Source organism: Streptomyces sp. NPDC007346 (genome assembly GCF_040703535.1).
Lineage (GTDB): Bacteria > Actinomycetota > Actinomycetes > Streptomycetales > Streptomycetaceae > Streptomyces.
Window position 1 is genome coordinate 41,042 of record NZ_JBEYKR010000003.1, and the last position, 18,481, is coordinate 59,522.

Annotated in this window: 12 protein-coding genes; 1 reads left to right on the forward strand and 11 read right to left on the reverse strand. The window is 73.5% G+C overall.

Annotated features, from left to right (window positions below; genetic code table 11):
• Positions 1–31 precede the first annotated feature (31 nt).
• Positions 32–2,758 carry a DUF3962 domain-containing protein gene (locus tag AB0917_RS01670; RefSeq protein ID WP_366817432.1) on the forward strand — a complete coding sequence of 909 codons (2,727 nt, stop codon included), beginning with the start codon at positions 32–34 and terminating at the stop codon, positions 2,756–2,758.
• A gap of 686 nt (positions 2,759–3,444) precedes the next feature.
• On the opposite strand, the gene AB0917_RS01675 is transcribed toward AB0917_RS01670, so the two are convergent.
• The 11 genes from AB0917_RS01675 to AB0917_RS01725 form a co-directional block, all read right to left on the reverse strand.
• On the reverse strand, positions 3,445–4,701 hold the full coding sequence (locus tag AB0917_RS01675) for an ATP-grasp domain-containing protein (RefSeq protein WP_366817433.1): 1,257 nt from the start codon (positions 4,699–4,701) through the stop codon (positions 3,445–3,447).
• Positions 4,702–4,844: 143 nt separating this feature from the next.
• On the reverse strand, positions 4,845–6,074 hold the full coding sequence (locus tag AB0917_RS01680; protein WP_366817434.1) for a hypothetical protein: 1,230 nt from the start codon (positions 6,072–6,074) through the stop codon (positions 4,845–4,847).
• A gap of 3 nt (positions 6,075–6,077) precedes the next feature.
• Positions 6,078–6,575: a flavin reductase family protein gene (locus AB0917_RS01685; RefSeq protein ID WP_366817435.1), complete on the reverse strand. Its 498-nt coding sequence runs from the start codon at positions 6,573–6,575 to the stop codon at positions 6,078–6,080.
• Positions 6,572–7,924, reverse strand: coding sequence for an LLM class flavin-dependent oxidoreductase (locus AB0917_RS01690; RefSeq protein ID WP_366817436.1), 1,353 nt, complete (start codon positions 7,922–7,924; stop codon positions 6,572–6,574). Before AB0917_RS01690 ends, AB0917_RS01685 begins: the two co-directional genes overlap by 4 nt.
• Before the next feature lie 49 nt (positions 7,925–7,973).
• On the reverse strand, positions 7,974–8,933 hold the full coding sequence (locus AB0917_RS01695) for a D-2-hydroxyacid dehydrogenase family protein (RefSeq protein WP_366817437.1): 960 nt from the start codon (positions 8,931–8,933) through the stop codon (positions 7,974–7,976).
• A complete protein-coding gene (locus AB0917_RS01700) occupies positions 8,930–9,943 on the reverse strand; it encodes an enolase C-terminal domain-like protein (protein WP_366817438.1) in 1,014 nt (337 codons plus the stop codon). The genes AB0917_RS01695 and AB0917_RS01700 overlap by 4 nt, the downstream gene beginning before the upstream one ends.
• The gene (locus AB0917_RS01705) at positions 9,940–11,316 is read right to left on the reverse strand and encodes a DUF6025 family protein (RefSeq protein ID WP_366817439.1); all 1,377 of its coding nucleotides are present in this window, start codon (positions 11,314–11,316) and stop codon (positions 9,940–9,942) included. The genes AB0917_RS01700 and AB0917_RS01705 overlap by 4 nt, the downstream gene beginning before the upstream one ends.
• Positions 11,313–13,853, reverse strand: coding sequence for an aconitate hydratase AcnA (acnA, locus tag AB0917_RS01710; protein ID WP_366817440.1), 2,541 nt, complete (start codon positions 13,851–13,853; stop codon positions 11,313–11,315). Before acnA ends, AB0917_RS01705 begins: the two co-directional genes overlap by 4 nt.
• Positions 13,850–15,310: a citrate/2-methylcitrate synthase gene (locus AB0917_RS01715; protein WP_366817441.1), complete on the reverse strand. Its 1,461-nt coding sequence runs from the start codon at positions 15,308–15,310 to the stop codon at positions 13,850–13,852. The genes acnA and AB0917_RS01715 overlap by 4 nt, the downstream gene beginning before the upstream one ends.
• A gap of 47 nt (positions 15,311–15,357) precedes the next feature.
• Positions 15,358–16,920: an amino acid adenylation domain-containing protein gene (locus AB0917_RS01720; RefSeq protein WP_366817442.1), complete on the reverse strand. Its 1,563-nt coding sequence runs from the start codon at positions 16,918–16,920 to the stop codon at positions 15,358–15,360.
• A gap of 314 nt (positions 16,921–17,234) precedes the next feature.
• Positions 17,235–18,455: an MFS transporter gene (locus AB0917_RS01725; RefSeq protein ID WP_366817443.1), complete on the reverse strand. Its 1,221-nt coding sequence runs from the start codon at positions 18,453–18,455 to the stop codon at positions 17,235–17,237.
• Positions 18,456–18,481: the final 26 nt, after the last annotated feature.

Below are 18,481 nucleotides of genomic sequence, written 5' to 3' on the forward strand. Positions count from 1 at the left end.
GCCCGGACTCCAGCTGCCAGGAGGCAATTTCGTGTATCACACCATTCGTGTCACGGCGTACGAACCCGACCTGCTCCACGGACCGTGGCGGGAGGAGCTGAGGGTCCTGCGGCTCGGCGAGGAGCTGCACACCGAACTCACCCGGATGAACGCCGAGGCCACAAAGGAGTCGGTGCGCCCCGACCGGCTCCCCGTACGCAGGCTCAACTCCCTGCTCCAGGCGATGGCCCCCGGTGTCATCGCGACCGGCCGCAAAGCGGGAACGGACGGCCGGCTGCCATGGCTCTACGCGCGGGAAACCGTTCCGCCGGAGGTGCTGGCCCCCGTGATCGGCACCTGGGCGGCGGGCATGAACCGGGAGGACGACGACGGCGAGGGCGCCGAGCTGGAGGACAGGCTCCGCTCCGCCGACCCGGCCGATACCGTCCAACTCCCGGAATGGGAGGACGAATCTGTCGACCTGGCCGAGACCGTGACGTCGGCGGGCGGTACCGCCGAACCCGTCGCACGACTCTACAGCCTGCTGCCCGAGTGGATCGCCTTCCGGCTGGCGGCCCGGTCGCTGCGCACCGGGGGCGCCACGCTCCACTTCCGCGTCGAGAGTTCCGGCAACGGTGCGCGACTCGTCTCGTGGCCGCCCCAGCGGTACGAGCGCGGCGGCCAGACCTGGTACTACTCGGCCTGCCTCAACATCACCGTCCACACCGTGCCGTTCGCCCCACGGTTCCGCGTCCATGTGTCCACGCAGGTACGCAGGTGGGCCACCCGGCTGGAGGTACGCCCCCACCGGCTCGGCGGCACGACGGTCCTGCTCGACGCTCCGCTGCCGTGGCCGGGAGGGCCCGACCGGAGCCACCGGTTGATGGTCAACACCCTCGGCTACGACCGGCGGTCGAAGGAGCTGGCCTGGCGCCACCACAGCCCCGCACCGCTCATGCCCGAACTGGACATCGTACGCAACTACCCGCAACCCGCGGAACTCTTCGATGACCCCGAACGCTGGATCAACGGGGCGGGGGACGTGGCCGCCGGCATCGTCTACCACCCGTCGATCGGCCCCCACAAGGTCGGACCCGGGCTGATGCCACGAGAGCGGTCGGACCTGGACGCCTGGGTCGAGGAGGGGCTGCGCCCCATGCTGACCCGCATCCCCGACCTCACACGGGTCACCCGGAGCAACACCCCCTCACTGCTGCCCCGTTCGGGCGCCGGGAACGGTCCGGGTGTCCGGGACGTGCGGCTGGCCCTGCAGCGCAGGGCGGCGCTGGCGCGTGCGCTGGACGGGCGCCCTCTGGAGGTCGATGTCTTCTGGCAGTCCCCGGAGACCCGGGCCGCACTCCTCGCGGAGCTGCCCAAGCTCATCGGTCTCCCGGCCGGGGAACGGGTGGGGCCGGCCGACGACGACACCTGGCGGTGGCGGGGCGAAGGCGTCGAGATCCGGGTACGTGCCAGGCCCGCGGGGCCGCTGGCCGACGCCCTGCCGGTCTCCCGGGAACGCCGGCGGCCCAGGGCCGTCCGGCTGGCCGAAGCGGTGGAAGGGCGCTGCCGGCTCGTGGCCGACCAGGCAGACCCGTGCCCCGAAGGGGCTGGTGCGGTGATCGCGGAGATCGCCGGCAAGGAGCGCTTCGCCGCCGTGCCCGACTCCGACCCCAAGCACGCGTTGCGCATCGCCTGGGCCCGGCAGGGCCGGCTGAGCCAGTTCGTCAACCTGCCCGACGACACCGACAGCGGCCTGGAGCACCGGGCCAGGTGGACCTGGCTGGACGCCTTTCGGCAGCTCGGCGCGATCAGCCCGCCGGCCCACCGGGTGGGAGCCGGAATCCCCGGCGACCTGCAGTACGCGGCGCTCTGGCTCGTCCGCCACACCAGGAAGGGACCCACCCGGTGCCCCGTCCGGCGACTGGTCGCGGTGCGGGTGCGCCCCGGGGAAGGGCCGGGCGCCATCGAGGGGTGGGACGCCGAGCGGGCCGCGTGGGTGCCGTACCCGAAGCTGTTGCTACTGCTCTCCCGGACCACGGAACCGGCGGCGGAACCGGCCGTGGATGCCGCCGGGAAGCCGGTCACGGAACCGGCCGCGACCCGGGCGGCGGATTCCGTCGAGCGGCAGATTCGCGCGCTGCTCTTCCAGCTCCGCGACCGCCCGACGCTCCTGCTCGCGGACGCCGGCAACCTCCGCCGGTGCTGGCCCGGCCTGCGCAACGGTCAGCTGGCCCGCGACATGCTCGGCTTCGGCACCGGCCCCGCCCAGCGCCACACCCTCTACGGGGACGACCTGCGGGTGCTGCTCGTCCGGGACGCCAACGCGCGGGAGGAAGTGGCGGAGTGGTACGCCCACGACGGCAAGGACAAAGTCGGCTTCGCCGAAGGGGTGTGGGGAACGGCGGACACGGAGAGCCGCGTCTTCGCGAGTACGGCGTCGACCCCGCACACGGTGGCCAAGCTGCCGAAGGGGCTCATGAAGCTGGTGCCGACGGCGCAGGGCCGGACGGCGCCGGGGAAGACCGCGTGGAACCCCGGGCAGTTGGAGATCACCGTGCTCAGCTGCCTGTCGGAGAAGGCGCTGGCGGACTCGGGGCGCGGAGGCGGCCGGCCCGACCGGCCGGCGGAATGGGCGACGCTGGCACACCAGTTGCGCTACCACGACGACTACCCGCCCCTTTCCCGGCCGCTCCCTCTGCACTTGGCGCGTCTCGCCGGTGAGTATGTGCTTCCCGTGGCCGGAAGGAATGAAGATACGGATACGTCATCCGCTCCATGAGCTAGGCGCCGCCCGCATGGGGCATTCCAACGATCAACACTGCGCTGAATCATTGTTCCGTTGTGGGTGCCACAGACAGAACATGGCCATGGGTACCGACGCCTGGGGGGGCTCCGCAGGGATCACTGGACAGATTGCTTCCTCTGCCTTGGCGCTCGTGTGACGCTCTGCGCCTGATGGCCTTAGACGGAAGGGAAGGATCGTCTTGACCTGCTGTTTCTCCTAGTGCATCCGGATGACATGCGTCCGATGACGCATCACGTGGAGTGCGTCGCCATTCTGAAACCAGTTCGAGAGGGGCCTCTGACCTGGCCCTTATGAACCTGGCCCGTCAGCTCGACCTGATTCCTCTCGCGCCACGGGTGGAATCGGGGCAACCTGTCCGATCTGTGGCTTCCGGGGTCTCGGGGGCGCGGTGAGCTCGCCAGGGCCGGTGGCGGTGGCTCTTGACGCACCAATGACGCACGTCCTGAAGGCCCACGTCCTGAAGGCTCGTCAGCTGGTGTTGCGCAGGCGTGTGTACGCGGCAGGGCCGCTACGCGGAGCGGTCCGCGCGGGGTCGCCATATGGCATGCAGAGTGCCAGAGCGACTCAAGGCTGATGACGGAGAGTTTCGTCCTGTCAAGGGCGCACAGCACAAGCCCCCTCCCTCGGGAGGGGGCTCTTCGCCGGTCGCGGGCCGTGGGTCAGATGGGCCGGCCTCGGTGGGCGGGGACCTTCAGGGTGAACTCCAGGTGCTCCACCGCCTCCCGCGCCGCGCGTGCGGCCTCCTCGGGGGTGTCCGCCAGGGCTCGGGCGAAGGCGACCCGGGAGTCGGAGGAGGACAGGCCGCCCACCTCCGCCCCAGGGTCGGCGAGGAGGCGTACCTCCGTGACGCCGGGGAGCGACCGGGCCTCGTCGAGGCGGCCGACGTGGTCCAGGACGCCGGTGACCTCCAGGGCCGCGAACCAGACGGCCGAGCAGAGCGCCGGGCGGTCCTCGGCCAGCGTGGCGCGGACGCCCGGCAGGACGCTCTCGCCCAGGGTCTGGCGGGCCGCGCACTCGTCCACGTCGACGCCGGTCGCGTCCCGGACGAGCGCCGGGATCTCGTCGCCGCCCATGCGGACGTGCGTCTCGATCAGCCGGGGGCCCTTCTCGGTGAGGCAGATCTCGGAGTGGGTCGGGCCGAAGTCCACGCCGAGGGCGTCGAGTACGGCGCCGACGTAGGCGTGGACCTGGTCGCGGACCTCGTCGGTGAGCCGTGCGGGTGTGACGTGCCCGAGTTCGACGAAGGAGGCCGGGTCGGAGAACTTCGCGGTGATGGCGACGACCTGGTGCTCGCCCGCCTCCGAGACGGCCTCGACGCTGAACTGGGGGCCGTCGAGGAACTCCTCGGCGAGGACGCCCGCATGGGTCAGGTCTCCGTAGCTGCCGTCGGCGCGGGCGAAGGCCTCGGCCAGTTCGCTCTCGCCGGTCACCTTCGTCACGCCGGCGCTACCGGAGTTGGAGACGGGCTTCACCACGCAGGGCAGGCCGTACCGGCGGACGAAGGCGCGCAGTTCGTCGAGGTCGGCGACGCGGACGCCGGCGGTGGAGTCCACGCCCGCCTCGCTCAGCCGGGCCCGCATGGCCTGCTTGTCGTGCACCAGGTGGACGGTGTCCGGGCTGTGCGCGGTGAGCCCCAGCGCCTCGGCTATGCGGGCGTAGTGGTTCTGGTTGCGCTCGCCGAAGGTGCCGATTCCGGTGAAGGGGTCCCGGGCGTGGACGGCCGCCGCCAGATCGACCCACTCCTGCTCGGGGGCGTCGTCGCGGAGCCCCAGGACACGGGCGTTGGCGCCGGGGGCGCGGACCCGGCCGACGGAGTCGAGACGGCAGAACACCGTGGTGCGGGCACCCGGGTGGGCGGCGCGGATGCGGGCGGGGAAGTCGCGGCCGGTGCCGACGATCAGGACGTGCTCGGACAAGGCGGCTTGTCCCTTCCGGGTGAGAGGAAGACGGTGGGCGGAGGGCGGAGGGCGGAGGGCGGAGGGCGGAGGGCCGAAGACGGAAGGCGGTGGGTGGAAGACGGTGAGTGGAAGGAGGAAGGTGGTGGTGGGCTCTGGGTGTCTCATTCCCAGCGGGTGTGCCGGTTCCACCACTCCATCGCTTCGGCGAGCCGGGACTCCACGGTGTCGGTGGCGTCGGCTTCGGCGAAGACGCGGGCCGCCGCGTCGGCGGCGTTCTCCACGCCCTGGCAGTGCGCCCCGGCCTCGCGCATCAGGGTCAGCTCCACGTGGGGGACCGGGCACGGGTCGGCCGGGGGGACGAAGACGCCGTGGCCGGGGGGCAGCAGGATGTGGCCGATGGCCCGGGACGGGGCGGCCGGCTGCGTGGTGAGGGTGAGGGGGAGCCCGCACTGCGCACGGAGCCCTTCGCGCGCCAGATGGACGCCGAAGGCCCGTACGTACTGGTCTCCGATCAGGGAACCTCCGGCGCGGCTGGCGATCTCGCACAGCACGGGGACGCCGTCCGGCCCGACCCACGCCTCCAGGTGGAAGGCGAGGGGGTGCGGCGCCGGGGGCAGGGCGGCGACGACGTCGGCGGTCATGCGCTGGAGGGCGTGGGTGACGGCGTCGTCCGGGGCGAGCAGGACGCTGCCGGCGTGGAGGTTCTCACGGACGCGTTCGGCCAGGCCGCCGGTGTAGCGGGCGGGCCAGGAGTGGACGACCCGGCCGTCCCGCATGATGCCGTCCACGTGGTGGAAGTCGCCGTGGGCGAGGCTCTCCACCATCCACTGGCCGGGCAGGTACGGCACCTCGGAGCCGCGTTCGCGCGCGAAGAAGGCCGTGATGTCCGCGGGCTCCCGCAGGAACGCCACTCCTTCGGCGCCCGCGCCGGCGCGCGGCTTGACGACGACGGGCAGGCCGTGGGCGTCGACGAAGTCGAGCAGGTCCCGCGGGCTGTCCACGGCGGCGAACGCCGGAACCCGTACGCCCGCGGCCCGCACGAGCTCCTTCATGACCACCTTGTCGCGGTAGGCGGTGGCCGAGGCGACGTCCTGTCCGGGCAGGCCGAGCCGGGCCCGCAGCCGGGCGGCCCGCAGCACGTCGCTCTCGCTGGTGCTGGCCACCAGGTCCACCCCGTACTCACGGGCGGCCGCCTCCGCGACCTCCTCGGTCGCCCAGCCGTGGTAGTCGTCGACGAGCCGGTGACGGGGGAAGGAGGCGGCCAGGACGTCCTCGGCGCCGTCGACCGCCTTGGGCGTGGTGATCAGGACGGCGTCCTGAGGGCGGTCGAGCCACTGCTGGAGCGGGCGGCCGGTGAGCGGCTGGCGCGAGAACAACAGAACGGTGGGCATGTGTCAGGTCCTTGCTGGAAGAGGAGTCGTGACCGGCTGCAGGTCCCCGTGGCGGTGGACGAGGCCGTCCCCCCGCTCGCCGTGCTCGACCTGCTCGACGGCGCCCACCAGCAGGTGGTGGTCGCCCAGCCGTACGGTGCTGTGGCGCGAGCACAGCAGCCTGCCCAGGCAGGCCGCCAGGTACGGCACGCCGTACGGGTCGAGGTGCCAGGCGGTCGGCGGGGCGAAGCGGTCGACACCCGGCGTGGCGAAGCGCGTGGCCATGGCCGCCTGGCCCGCGCCGAGCAGGTGGATCGCGAAGTGCTCGCTGCGCGCCATCTTCGCCCACGTGGTGGAGGTGTCCGCGAGGGCGACGGCGACGAGAGCGGGTTCGGCGCTGATCGAGGCGAAGGAGGTGACGGTCACCCCCACCGGACCGCGGGGCCCGGCGGCGGTCAGGACCGTGACCCCCGAGGGGTGGGCGCGCAGGACGGAGCGCAGGGCCCTCGCGTCGACGGTCATGCTCCGCTCGCCGGGGCCGGGGGGAAGGCGGGCCGGGGCAGTTCGAGGTTCTCCCGCAGAGTGGTGCCCTCGTAGGACGTGCGTACCAGGCCCCGGCGCTGCAACTCGGGGACGAGGAGATCGACGATGGCGTCCAGGCCGCCGGGGTGGTAGTCGGGCATGATGTTGAAGCCGTCGGCGGCGTCGTTGACGAACCAGTCCTCCAGCTCGTCCGCGATGGTCTCCGGGGTGCCGAGCAGGAAGCGGTGCCCGCGTCCGGCGGCGACGGCCAGGTAGAGCTCACGGATGGTCAGGCCCTGCCGGCGGGCCTGTGCGTAGATGACCTGCTGCTTGCCGGTGCTGCCCTCGATGGCGGGCAGTTCCGGCAGAGGGCCGTCCAGCGGGTGTCCGGTGAGGTCGACGTTGCCGAGCTGGTACGAGAGCATCCCGAGGCCGACCACCGGGTCGACGAGGGACTGGAGGGTGGCGTACTTGTCCTCGGCCTCCGCCAGGGTACGGCCCACCACGATGAAGGCGCCGGGCAGGATCTTGACGTGGTCGGGGTCGCGGCCGTGGTCGGCGGCCTGCTTCTTCAGACCGCGGTAGTAGACCTGCGCCTGGTCCAGGGTCTGCTGGACGGTGAAGACGACCTCGGCCCAGCGGGCGGCGAAGTCCTGTCCGTCCGGGGAGGAGCCCGCCTGGACGATGACGGGGTGGCCCTGCGGCGGGCGGGCGACGTTCAGCGGGCCCTGTACGGAGAAGTGCTCGCCCTTGTGCCCGAGGATGTGCAGCTTCTCCGGGTCGAAGAAGCGGCCGGACTCCTTGTCGTGGAGGAAGGCGTCGTCCTCCCAGCTGTCCCACAGCCCGGTGACGACCTGCATGAACTCCCGTGCGCGGTGGTAGCGGGCCGCGTGCTCGGGCTGCTTGTCCAGGTTGTAGTTGCGCGCCTCGGCGTCCGTCGCGGAGGTCACGACGTTCCAGCCCGAGCGGCCGGCGCTGAGGTGGTCGAGGGAGGCGAACTGCCGCGCCAGGGTGAAGGGTTCGTTGTAGGTGGTGGACGCGGTCGCGGTGAGGCCGATGTGCCGGGTGTGCACGGCGAGCGCGGACAGCAGGGTCAGCGGCTCGAAGTGGACCATGCGGCCCTGGCGGCTCAGCTCGTCGGCGTCCTTGTACCTGGTCCGCACTCCGGCCCCGTCGGACAGGAAGACCATGTCGAACATGCCGCGCTCGGCGGTCTGCACCAGGGAACGGTAGTAGTCGAAGTCCAGGCCGCCGTCGGGGCGGGCCTCGGGGTGCCGCCAGGCGGCTATGTGGTGGCCGGGCGCGGGAAGGAAGGCGCCGAGCTTCATCATGCGGCGGTGCGGGCTCACCGGGGATCTCCAAGGTCGGGGGAGGGCGGGGCGGAAGGCGGTGGTGGGTTCAGCCGAGGAGGCGGACGGGTGCGCCTGCGAGGTACGCCTGGATGTCCTCGACGGCGTGCGTGTAGTAGGTGCGGTAGTTGTTCCGGGAGACGTAGCCCAGGTGCGGGGTGGCCAGGAGGCGGGGCGCGGTGCGCACCGGGTGGTCGGCGGGCAGCGGCTCGACGTCGTACACGTCCAGGCCGGCGCCGGCGATGCGCCCCTCCCGCAGGGCGTCCAGGAGGGCATCCTGGTCGATCAGGCCGGCCCGGGAGGTGTTGACCAGATAGGCGGTCGGCTTCAGGAGCGCCAGTTCGGCGGGGCCGAGGAGGCCGCGGGTGCGGTCGCCGAGGACCAGATGCAGGGAGACGAAGTCGCTGGTGGCGAGAAGCTCCTCCTTGCCGGCGGCCCGCCGGACGCCGACCTCGGCGGCGCGCTCGTCGGTGAGGTTCTGGCTCCAGGCCTGGACGTCCATGCCGAAGGCGAGCGCGACCTGGGCGACCCGGCTGCCGATCTTGCCCAGGCCGAGGAGGCCCAGGGTCCGGCCGTGGAGGTCGGCGCCGACGGTGGACTGCCAGGGACCGCCGGTGCGCAGCGCCGTGTTCTCGGTGACGATGCCCCGGGCCAGGCCCAGCAGCAGGGCCCAGGTCAGCTCGACGGGCGGGGTGGAGGTGCTGGCGGTGCCGCAGACGGTGACGCCGTTGCGCTCGGCCGCCGCGTGGTCGATGACGCTGTTGCGCATGCCGGAGGCGATGAGCAGGCGCAGGCGGGGCAGCCGGTCGAGGAGGGAGGCGGGGAAGGAGACGCGTTCGCGCAGCGTCACGACGATGTCGAAGTCGGCCAGGGCGGCGGCGAGTTCGTCCTCGGCGGCGAAGTGTTCGGGGAAGCTGACGATCTCCACCTGGTCCTTGAGGGGGCTCCAGTCGGCGGAGGCGGTGGCCACCTGCTGGAAGTCGTCGAGTACGGCGCAGCGAAGGCTCATGTCAGTCCTTGTCCCAGGTGGGTCGGGGTCCGGTGGAGGGGAGTGGCGCCGATGCCGGGGCCGGTGGGCAGGGAGAGGGCGCCGTCGTCGATCCGTACGCCGGTGAACGGGTCGTCGCGCAGGCCGACGGGCCCGTCCAGGTCGAGGTGGTCGGCGAGCGGGGCGAGCTGCGCCATGGCGCAGACGCCCAGCGCGCTCTCCACCTTGCAGCCGAGCATGGTCCGCAGGCCGCAGGCACGGGCCAGCAGGATCATGCGGTGGGCCTCGGCCAGGCCGCCGCAGGTGACGAGTTTGATGTTGACGCCGCTGACGTGTCCGCGCAGCCGCAGGACGTCCTCGGACGTGGCGCAGTCCTCGTCGGCGAAGACCGGGACGGGGGAGTGCTCGTGGACGTGGCGCAGGTCGTCGAGGTGGCCGGGGGCGACGGGCTGCTCCAGGAGTTCGACGTCATGGCGGTGGAGCTCCTCCGCGACCCTGAGGGCCTGCGCGCGGTCCCACGAGCCGTTCCCGTCGACGCGGATGCGGCCGGGGTAGACGGCGCGGAGGACCCCGGCGCGGCTGCCGTCGTCCTGCGGGGTGAGCTTGAGCTTGAGGACCGGCCAGTGGGCGAGCGCCCGGCCCCGGCGGACCAGCTCGTCGTCGGGGCAGGCGCCGATGGACAGGGCGGTGGGCGGTACGGGCAGGCCGTCGAGCCCCAGCAACTGGCGCAGCGGGCGGCCGGTGGCCTTGCCGAGCAGGTCGTGCAGGGCCATGTCGACGGCCGACCGGGTCGCCGCGCCGACGTCGGGGAGCGCGTCGAGCGCCGCGCGCAGCCCGTACGGGGAGGCTCCGGCGAGCACGGGCGCGCAGGCGTCGAGGCCGGCGGGGTCGGCGTCGCGGGCGGTGCCGAGGCCGCGCAGGTCACGCCAGGTCAGCTCGACGACGCGCTGGCGCACCCGGGTGGTGACGCCGGTGTTGCTCACGAAGGGTTCGCGCAGGGCGATGACGATCTCGCGGTGGGCGAGCTTCATCCGAGGACCTCCTCGAACGCGGCGACCGCCCCGCACGCCTGGCGGAAGGTGAGCGCGCGGAACCCGTCCGGTTCGACGGGTACGGCGGGCTCCCGCACGGTGCCGTCGGCCGGGACCCCGCTGCCGCCGGCGAACCGGCCGCGCAGGTACGGCGAGAGCAGTTCGGCGTGGCCCTCCAGCCAGCGCAGGGCCGTGTCGTGGGCGGCTTCCGGGGCGGCGGCCCCGAGCCGGGCGAACAGGCCGGCCAGCAGGTCGGTGTCGCGGGGCGAGGTGCTGGGCGGGCACAGCATGAAGGTCTGGGCGGGCAGCAGGACGAACGCCACCGGGCGGGCGGCCTCGAAGTGCCCGACCAGCGGGTCGGTGATCGCGCGCAGGGAGCGCACGGTGGAGCGCCGGGTCAGGTAGCCGTTGCGCCGGGGCGGGCAGCCGGCCATGGCACGCGCGCCCCAGTGCAGGTGGGTGATGAAGGGCTGCTCCGGAGGGCCGGCCGGGGCGTCGGGGTGGTGCATGTCCAGGAGCGCGAACAGGACGTTGGTGAGCTGGAGCGACATCACCGGGAGCAGCGGCGGCAGTTCGGGCAGGCGGGCGATGAACGTGGCCGGGTCCACCAGCGCGTGGACCGTCACCATGACCGCCTCGGCCAGGGAGCGCGCCGAGGGGTAGTGCTGGTCCTCCAGCAGGTAGCCGGAGCCTTCCGGGCGCACCCGGCAGCGGGCCACCTCGCCGTCCAGGCGTACCGCCTGGCTGATCAGTTCGGCGAACGCCTGGTTGCGGCCCTGGGCGGCGGCCTGCTCCAGGAGCAGGGTGAGCATGTCGGTGACGAGGCCGGCGCGGTCGGTCAGGGCGGTGGCCCAGTGCCGGAAGCGGTAGCCGGGCAGGGCCGCCATCCGCTGCTTGTGCAGGTCGACCAGGGGGACGAGCTGCCCGTCGACCTCGGCCTGGACCAGGGGGCAGAACAGCGGTGCGGCGCGGTCGCGGCGTACGAAGCGGGAGCCGTCCCAGGTGTGCAGCGGCAGGACGTGCCGCTTGCCCTGGTCGATGAGGGAGCCGGGCTGGTACGCCTCGTCGCCGCCCTCGGTGTCGGCCTCGGTGCGGGTGAAGCCGTAGATCAGCGGGTAGCCGTGGCCGCCGCCGCAGACGGCGGTGTTGAAGTCCATCGGCCCGGCCCGTCCGGCCGCGATGTCCTCCCAGTTCCCCAGGTGGCCGGTGCGCGGCGGCAGCAGCGAGGGGTCCTCGGCCAGGGCGTCCAGGAGGGTGCCGACGGGCAGGTCGTGGGTGCCGGTGTGGACGGGGACGAAGGTCTTCGCGCCCGCGGCCAGGGCGTCGGCCTCGGCAGCCGTACGCAGGCCCAGGGTGTCCAGGATGTGGGTCATGCCGGGTCCTCCTGGCGTGTGCCCATGGCCCGCAGCAGGTAGGGCAGGGTGCCGCCGGCCAGCAGGACGTCCCACTCACCGGCCGACCGCACGTCCGCCCTTGCGGTGAACCCGATGCCGTCGGCCGTGACGTGGGCCTCGCCGCTCTCGCGCACCTGCGACAGGTCGACGTCGAACTCCTCGCGGCCCGTCAGACCGAGGTCGCTCCAGCTCCGCCCGGCGGGCAGGAGCAGCGGCAGGATGCCCATGGCGCACAGGTTGGCCCGGTGGATGCGCTCGAAGTCCTCGGCGAGGACCGCGCGGACGCCGAGCAGCCAGGGGCCCTTGGCCGCCCAGTCGCGGGACGAGCCCATGCCGTAGCCGCGCCCCGCCAGGACGATCAGGGGGGTGCCGCTCCCGGTGTAGCGCCGGGCGGCGTCGTAGACGGGCAGCCGCTCCCCGCTGGGCAGGTGCAGGGTGGTGCCGCCGCTGTCGCCGTCGCCCACCAGCAGGTTGCGCAGGCGCGGGTTGCTGAACGTGCCGCGGGCCATCACCTCGTGGTTGCCCCGGCGGGAGCCGTAGGAGTTGAAGTCCGCCACGCCCCTCTCCCGCAGGTACTCCCCGGCCGGGGAGTCGGCCGAGACGGCGCCGACGGGAGAGATGTGGTCGGTGCTGACGTGGTCGCCGAGGGCCACCAGGGCGCGGGCCCCGTTCAGGACGGGAAGCCCGCCCTCGGAGTCCACGTACGCGGGCGGACGGATGTAGGTGGAGGCCTCGTCCCACGCGTACACCTCGGTGTCGGGGGCGGTGATCGCCTCCCACGCGGGCTGCGGGGTGCGGTCGGGCGCGAACACCTCGGGGGTGACGTACCGCTCCTCCAGCTCGCGCAGCTCGCCGGCGTGCGGCCACAGGTCCCGCAGGTGGACGGGGTCGCCGTCGTGGCCGATGCCCAGCGGCCGGCTCTCCAGGTCGGTGCGGACGTCGCCGACCAGGGCGAGCGCCACGACCAGGGCGGGTGAGGCGAGGTAGCCGGCGCGGACCTGGCTGTGGACCCGGGAGGCGAAGTTGCGGTTGCCGCTCAGTACGGCGGCCACGGTCAGGTCCCCGCGGTCGACGGCCTCGCCGACGCCCTCGTTGAGGGGGCCGCTGCCGCCGTTGCAGGTCATGCAGCCGTACCCGGCGACGTGGAAGCCGAGCGTCTCCAGGTCGGTGAGGAGCCCGGCGTCGGCCAGGTAGCGGGTGACCGCCCGGGAGCCGGGCGACAGGCTGGTCTTGACGTGGGCGGGAACGCGCAGGCCCCGCTCGACGGCGCGCCTGGCGAGCAGGCCGGCGGCGAGCATGGCCTTGGGGTTGGAGGTCGTGGTGCAGGAGGTGATGGCGGCGACGACGAGGTCACCGTCCTGGACACCGGCCTCGCTCCGCAGGCCCCGCGGGCAGAGTTCGGCCAGCGAGTCGGGCAGTTGGCCCAGCGAGATGCGCTGGTCGGGGCGGCTGGGGCCGGCGAGGCCGGGGCCCACCTCGCCCAGGTCGAAGGTGAGGGTCCGCCCGAAGACGGGTTCGGCGCCCTCCCGGAGCAGGCGCTGCTCCCGGCAGAACTCCCGTACGCGGGACACCGCCGCCTCGTCGCGTCCCGTGCGCCGCAGGTAGTCCAGGGTCTCCTCGTCCACCGGGAAGAACGCCGACATGGCTCCGTACTCGGGGGCCATGTTGGCCACGGTGCAGCGGTCGGGCGCGGAGAGTTCGTCGACGCCGGGGCCGGTGAACTCCACCATCAGGCCCTGGACGTTCTCCTCGCGCAGGCGGCGGGTCAGGGCCAGGACCACGTCGGTGGGCGAGGCCCCGGGGCTGACGGTGCCGGTCAGCCGCACCCCGACGATCGGGGGGATGCGGATCGCCTGCGCCAGGCCCAGCATCTGCGCCTCGGCCTCCAGGCCGCCGACGCCCCAGCCGAGCACGCCCAGGCCGTTGACCATGGTGGTGTGGCTGTCGGTGCCCAGGACGGTGTCGGGCAGAAGGGAGCCGTCGGGGCCCTCGGCGACGACGGTGGCCAGCTGCTCCAGGTTGATCTGGTGGACGATGCCGCGCCCCGGCGGGATCACCCGCACCCCGTCGAAGACGCCTTCGGCCCACTTGAGGAACGCGTAGCGCTCGCGGTTGCGGGACATCTCCAGCGCTTCGTTCAGGCCCAGGGCGTCGGGGCGGCCCGCCCAGTCGGTCTGCACCGAGTGGTCGACGACCACGTCGACGGGGAGGGCCGGGTTGACGCGGCCGGGCTCGGCGGCCCGGTCGCGCAGCACGGCCAGGTCGACCAGGAGCGGGATGCCCGTGTAGTCCTGCACCAGGATGCGGGCGGGGCGGAACGGCATCTCCAGGGCCGGGTCCTCGCCGAGCGCCAGGCGCTTGCCCAGGACCGAGGCCTGCGCGGGATCTCCGTCCCGCAGCAGCGACTCCAGCAGGACGCGACCGGTGTAGGGGAGGGCGCCGAGGTCGAAGCCGTGCTCCGCGGCGAAGTCCGGCAGCCGCGCCGGGAGGGAGGACGGGACGGAAGCGGTGCTCATCGTGCGGCTCCCTGGGGGTAGGTCAGGCCGCGCGGGCCCGCGTAGGCGAGCAGCGGGCGGATCAGGACGTTGTTGGCGTGCTGCTCCAGTGCCTGCGCCACCCAGCCGGGCGCCCGTCCGACGACGAACAGGGCGACGGCCAGGTCGTCCGGCAGGCCCAGGAGGCGGTAGGAGAGGCCGGCGTAGAGGTCGACGTTGGCGGCGACGCCGTGCCGCTGCCGGGGCCGCATCGCGGCGGCGACCGCGTCCAGGATGTCGAGGCCGGAGCGGTCGCCGCGCTCCTCGCTCAGCTCGACGACGCTGGCGCGCAGGTGACGCACGCGCGGGTCCTCGGTGCGGTAGACGCGGTGGCCGAAGCCCATGACGGGCTCGCCCCGCCCGTGGAGGGCGGCGACGTGGGCCTCGGCGTTCTCGGGGGCGCCGACCTCGTCGACGAGTCCGATGACCCGTTCGGCGGCGCCGCCGTGCACCGAACCGGAGAAGGCGGCGATGGCGGCGGTGAGCGCCGCGGTCATGTCGGCGCGGCAGCCGATGGCGACGCGGGCGGTGAACGCGGAGGCGTTGGACCCGTGGTCGGCGTGGACGACGAAGCCCTTGTCGATGACGCGGACGGCGGCCGGGGTGGGCTCCTCGCCCAGCAGCACGGTGAGGAACGCCTCGGCGTGGCCGGCGTCCTCGCGGGGCCACAGCGGTTCGCGGCCGCTGCGGAAGGCGTGGTGCGCCGCGACGATCATCGGGATGCGGGCGATGAGCTCGATCCCGGCCTCGCGGGCCTCCGCGTAGCTCTCGTCGGCTCCCGCCGCCCGGCGGGCGCCGAACGCGCCGAGCGCCGAGACGCAGGTGCGCAGTGCCTCCATCGGGTGGGCGTGCGCGAGGGACCGGACGAGGTCCTGGACCGGCGCGGGCAGGGCGCGGGCCGCGCGCAGCTGCTTGGTGAAGACCTCGAGGGCGGCCGCGTCGGGGAGGTGGCCGTGGACCAGCAGGTGGGCCACCTCCTCGAAGGAGGCGTGCTCGGCCAGGTCGTGGATGCTGTAGCCCCGGTACTCCAGGGTGCCCTCGGCGCCGTCGATGAGGGTGACGGCGGAGTGGTCGAAGGTGACGCCCTCCAGACCCCGGTGGACGGTGGAGCCGGGCGGCGGCGCGTCGGGGGCCCCGGAGGCCGTACGGGTTCCGGGGGCTGCGGAGCCTGCTGTGGGCGTGGAGCCCGCGGGGGCTGTGGCCGCGGTGGCCGTGGGGTCGCTCAGGCCGTCGGCGAAGGCGCGCAGCGCACCGAGCGTGCGCAGCTCCAGCAGCAGGTCGTCGTCGACCTCGACGCCGTACTCCTGCTCCAGGGCGACCATGAGCGTGACGTGGCCGAGCGAGTCCCACTCGCGGACGGACTGGTAGGCGAGATCGGCGGTGAGACGGTCCTCGGTGATTCCCAGGGTGCGGGCGACGAGCTGGTCGACTGTGCTCACGATGGCCTCTCTTCGGGGCGCGTCGGGGGAGGGGGACGGGGTGGTGGTCACAGGCCGGTCCGGAGGCGGTCGCGCAGCGCGCCCCGGTCGGTCTTGCCGTTGCCGTTGACGGGCATCTCGGTCACCAGGTGGATCTGGGCGGGCGTCATGTAGGGCGGCAGCGCGGCCTCGCAGGCCGCGGTGAGCGTCGCGGGGGTGACGTCGCCGCAGACGACGGCGGTCACGGTGTGGGCGTCGGGCCACTGAAGGGCGACAGCCTCCACGGCGCCGGCCCGCCGCAGGACGGCCTCGATCTCGCCCAGTTCGACGCGGTAGCCGCCGATCTTGACCTGCTGGTCGTTGCGGCCCAGGCAGACGTAGGCATCGTCCTGCCGGGACACCAGGTCGCCGGTGCGGTAGTAGGTGCGGCCCTCGTACGGGAAGAACCGCTCGGCGGTGAGTCCGGGCGCCTGCCAGTAGCCGGGGGTGGTCTGCGGGCCCGCCACGCACAGTTCCCCCACCTGACCGTCCGCCACCGGGGCCCCGTCCTCGCCGATCACCAGCGGGTGCAGGCCCGGGTAGGGGCGGCCGATCGGTACGTTGTCGTGGACGCAGGCCGCCGGCCCGGTCACCGGGTCCCAGCGGTGCACCGTGCAGGCGATGGTCAGCTCCGTGGGCCCGTACAGGTTCTCCACCACCGACCGCGGCGCGGCCGCCTGCCAGGCCTCGGCGGTCTCGCGGGGCAGCGCCTCGCCGCAGAACAGGCTCCAGCGCAGCGTGGGCATCGTCCCGGGGCGCAGCACCCCGCGTCGCCGCAGGACGGCGGCGACGGACGGCACGGAGAACCAGAGCGTGATCCCGTTGCGCTCCAGGTACTTGAACGGCGACAGCAGCTCGATGGGGTCCATCGAGCACAGCCGGGCACCGTTCTCCCAGGCCATGAAGAGGTCGAAGACCGACAGGTCGAAGGTCTGGTCGAAGGTCTGCGTCAGCCGGTCCTCGGGGGTGAGGCGGTAGCGCTCCTGGTTGGCGTCGAGGAACGCGCGGACGTTGCCGTGGGTGACGGGCACGCCCTTGGGCGTGCCGGTGCTGCCCGAGGTGAACAGCAGATAGGCGATGTCCTCGGGCGCGACCGGGGGCAGCTCCTCCAGCGGCGCGGCGGCGGCCAGATCCTGGGCGTCCAGGACCCGTACGTCGCCCAGCTCCCCGGCCTGGGCCCGCTCGACGTCGGGGAGCAGCACGACCGGCTTGCGCGGCAGGCCCCGCAGCAGGCCGGCGAGGCCGGGCAGGGAGGCGGCGTCCACGATGATCGCGTCGACGTCGGCGCGCTCCAGCATCCAGCGGGTCCGCTCGGCCGGGAACCTGCGGTTCAGCGGGACGAACGCGGCGCCCGCGCACAGCGCGGCGGCGACCCCCAGGTAGGAGGCCTCGCTGCGGTGGGCGAAGACCCCGACCCGGGCGGGCCGGCCGCCCGTGGCCTCGACCAGCAGCGCGGCCCAGCGGCGCGCTGTGGCCGCGGCCTCGGCGTAGCTGTACGCACGGCGCCCCAGGCTCAACGCGGTCCGGTCCGGCTGGACGAGCGCGTGCTTCAGGAGCCCGGCGCCCAGGCGTACGTCCGATGCTGTGGTCATGTCTGTCCGAACTCGTCGACGGCGGATTGCGCACGAAGCTATCGACGGCTCCGGGGCCGGTCCCGGTTGTGCGCACTGCCGCGCTAAACATCCTTGGCCGGGAAAAGCGTGTTCTGCTCATTTCCCCCGCGAGCCGGCGGGGGCCCTGGCCGGCGGAGGCCCTGCCCGGCGGGCAGGGGAGTACCTCTTCCGTGGCTCCGTGACTCTGTGGCTGCATGGGCCGACGGCGCGGCTGCCGGCCGGAGACGCGGCGGCGACGCGCCCGCGCGGGGCACGTCGCCGTGGGGACGTACGGGCAGGTCGCGAAGGCGCGCTCAGACGGCGGCGGGGTCCTTCGCGGGGGTCGCCCTGCGGGCACCGAGGGCCACGACGGCCGGAACAGCGGCGCCCAGCACGGCGTAGGCCACGGCCAGGACGACCCAGCCGAGGGCGCCGTGGCCGAGGATCAGCCAGGTGAGGACGGCGGGGGCGAACATCTTGCCGATGTCCCCGCCCATCTTGTACGTGCCCTGGTACTGGCCCTGCGCGTGGTCGGGCGCCAGGTCGAAGACGATGGTCCAGCTGCCCGCCGCCTGCCGGATCTCCCCGAACGCGTGCAGCAGCGCGCCGACGCCCAGCAGCACGCAGGCCGCGGTGACCTCCGCGCCGTCGGTCAGGGCGAAGAGCAGGCAGGCGCCCGCCACGCAGCCGGCGCCCTGGAGGCTGGCGTAGGACGCGGACCTCGGATCGCGGACGCCGCGCGCGACCCGGGTCTGGAAGGCCACCACCAGGGCGGTGTTGAGCAGGAGCAGCGCCGCGCTCGTCCAGCGCGGCGCGTCCGTGTGCTGGACGACCCACAGGGGCAGGACGAGGTCGAGCAGCAGGGCGTGGGTGACGAGGGCGCCGTCCAGCACGGTGAACGCCAGGAACGGGGTGTCCCGCAGCACCGAGAAGGCCGCGCCCGGGGTGGCGGGCGTCGGGGGCACCGCCGGCTCCTTGAGTGTGAGCAGCCCCGTGATCAGGAAGCAGAGGGCGGTGAAGAGGACCGCGCTCCGGTAGCCCAGGGGCTCGTCCCACACCAGGACGAGGCCGGCCAGACAGGCGCCGACCGCCAGGGTCGCGTTGACCGCGGCCCGGATGTATGCCATGACGTGCACCCGCTCCGCCCGGGGCACGTTGGCCGCGATCATCGCCTTGCGGGCGTTGTTGCCGGCCCGGTAGGCCAGCCCCTGCACGGAGGTGACGATCAGGTACGACCAGAAGCCCTGCGCCGCGACCAGGGCCGCGGTCAGCGGAGCCAGGGCGAGGAAGGACCACAGCTGTACGGTGCGCGGTCCCCCGCGGTCGGCGAGGTGGCCCAGCGGGATGCTGGACAGCAGGACGAGGACGGCGGCGACGCCCAGGGCGACGCCCAGTTCGCCGGGTGACAGGCCGACGACCGTCACCGCGTAGATGGCGCTCAGGGCCATCCACAACCCCTGCCCCAGGCTCATCACCATGGTGATGAGCGTCAGCATCCGGGTGGGACCGGGCGCGGGGAGAATTCGGATCGGCACGGTCGGCTTCCTGTCGCGTGGTCGAG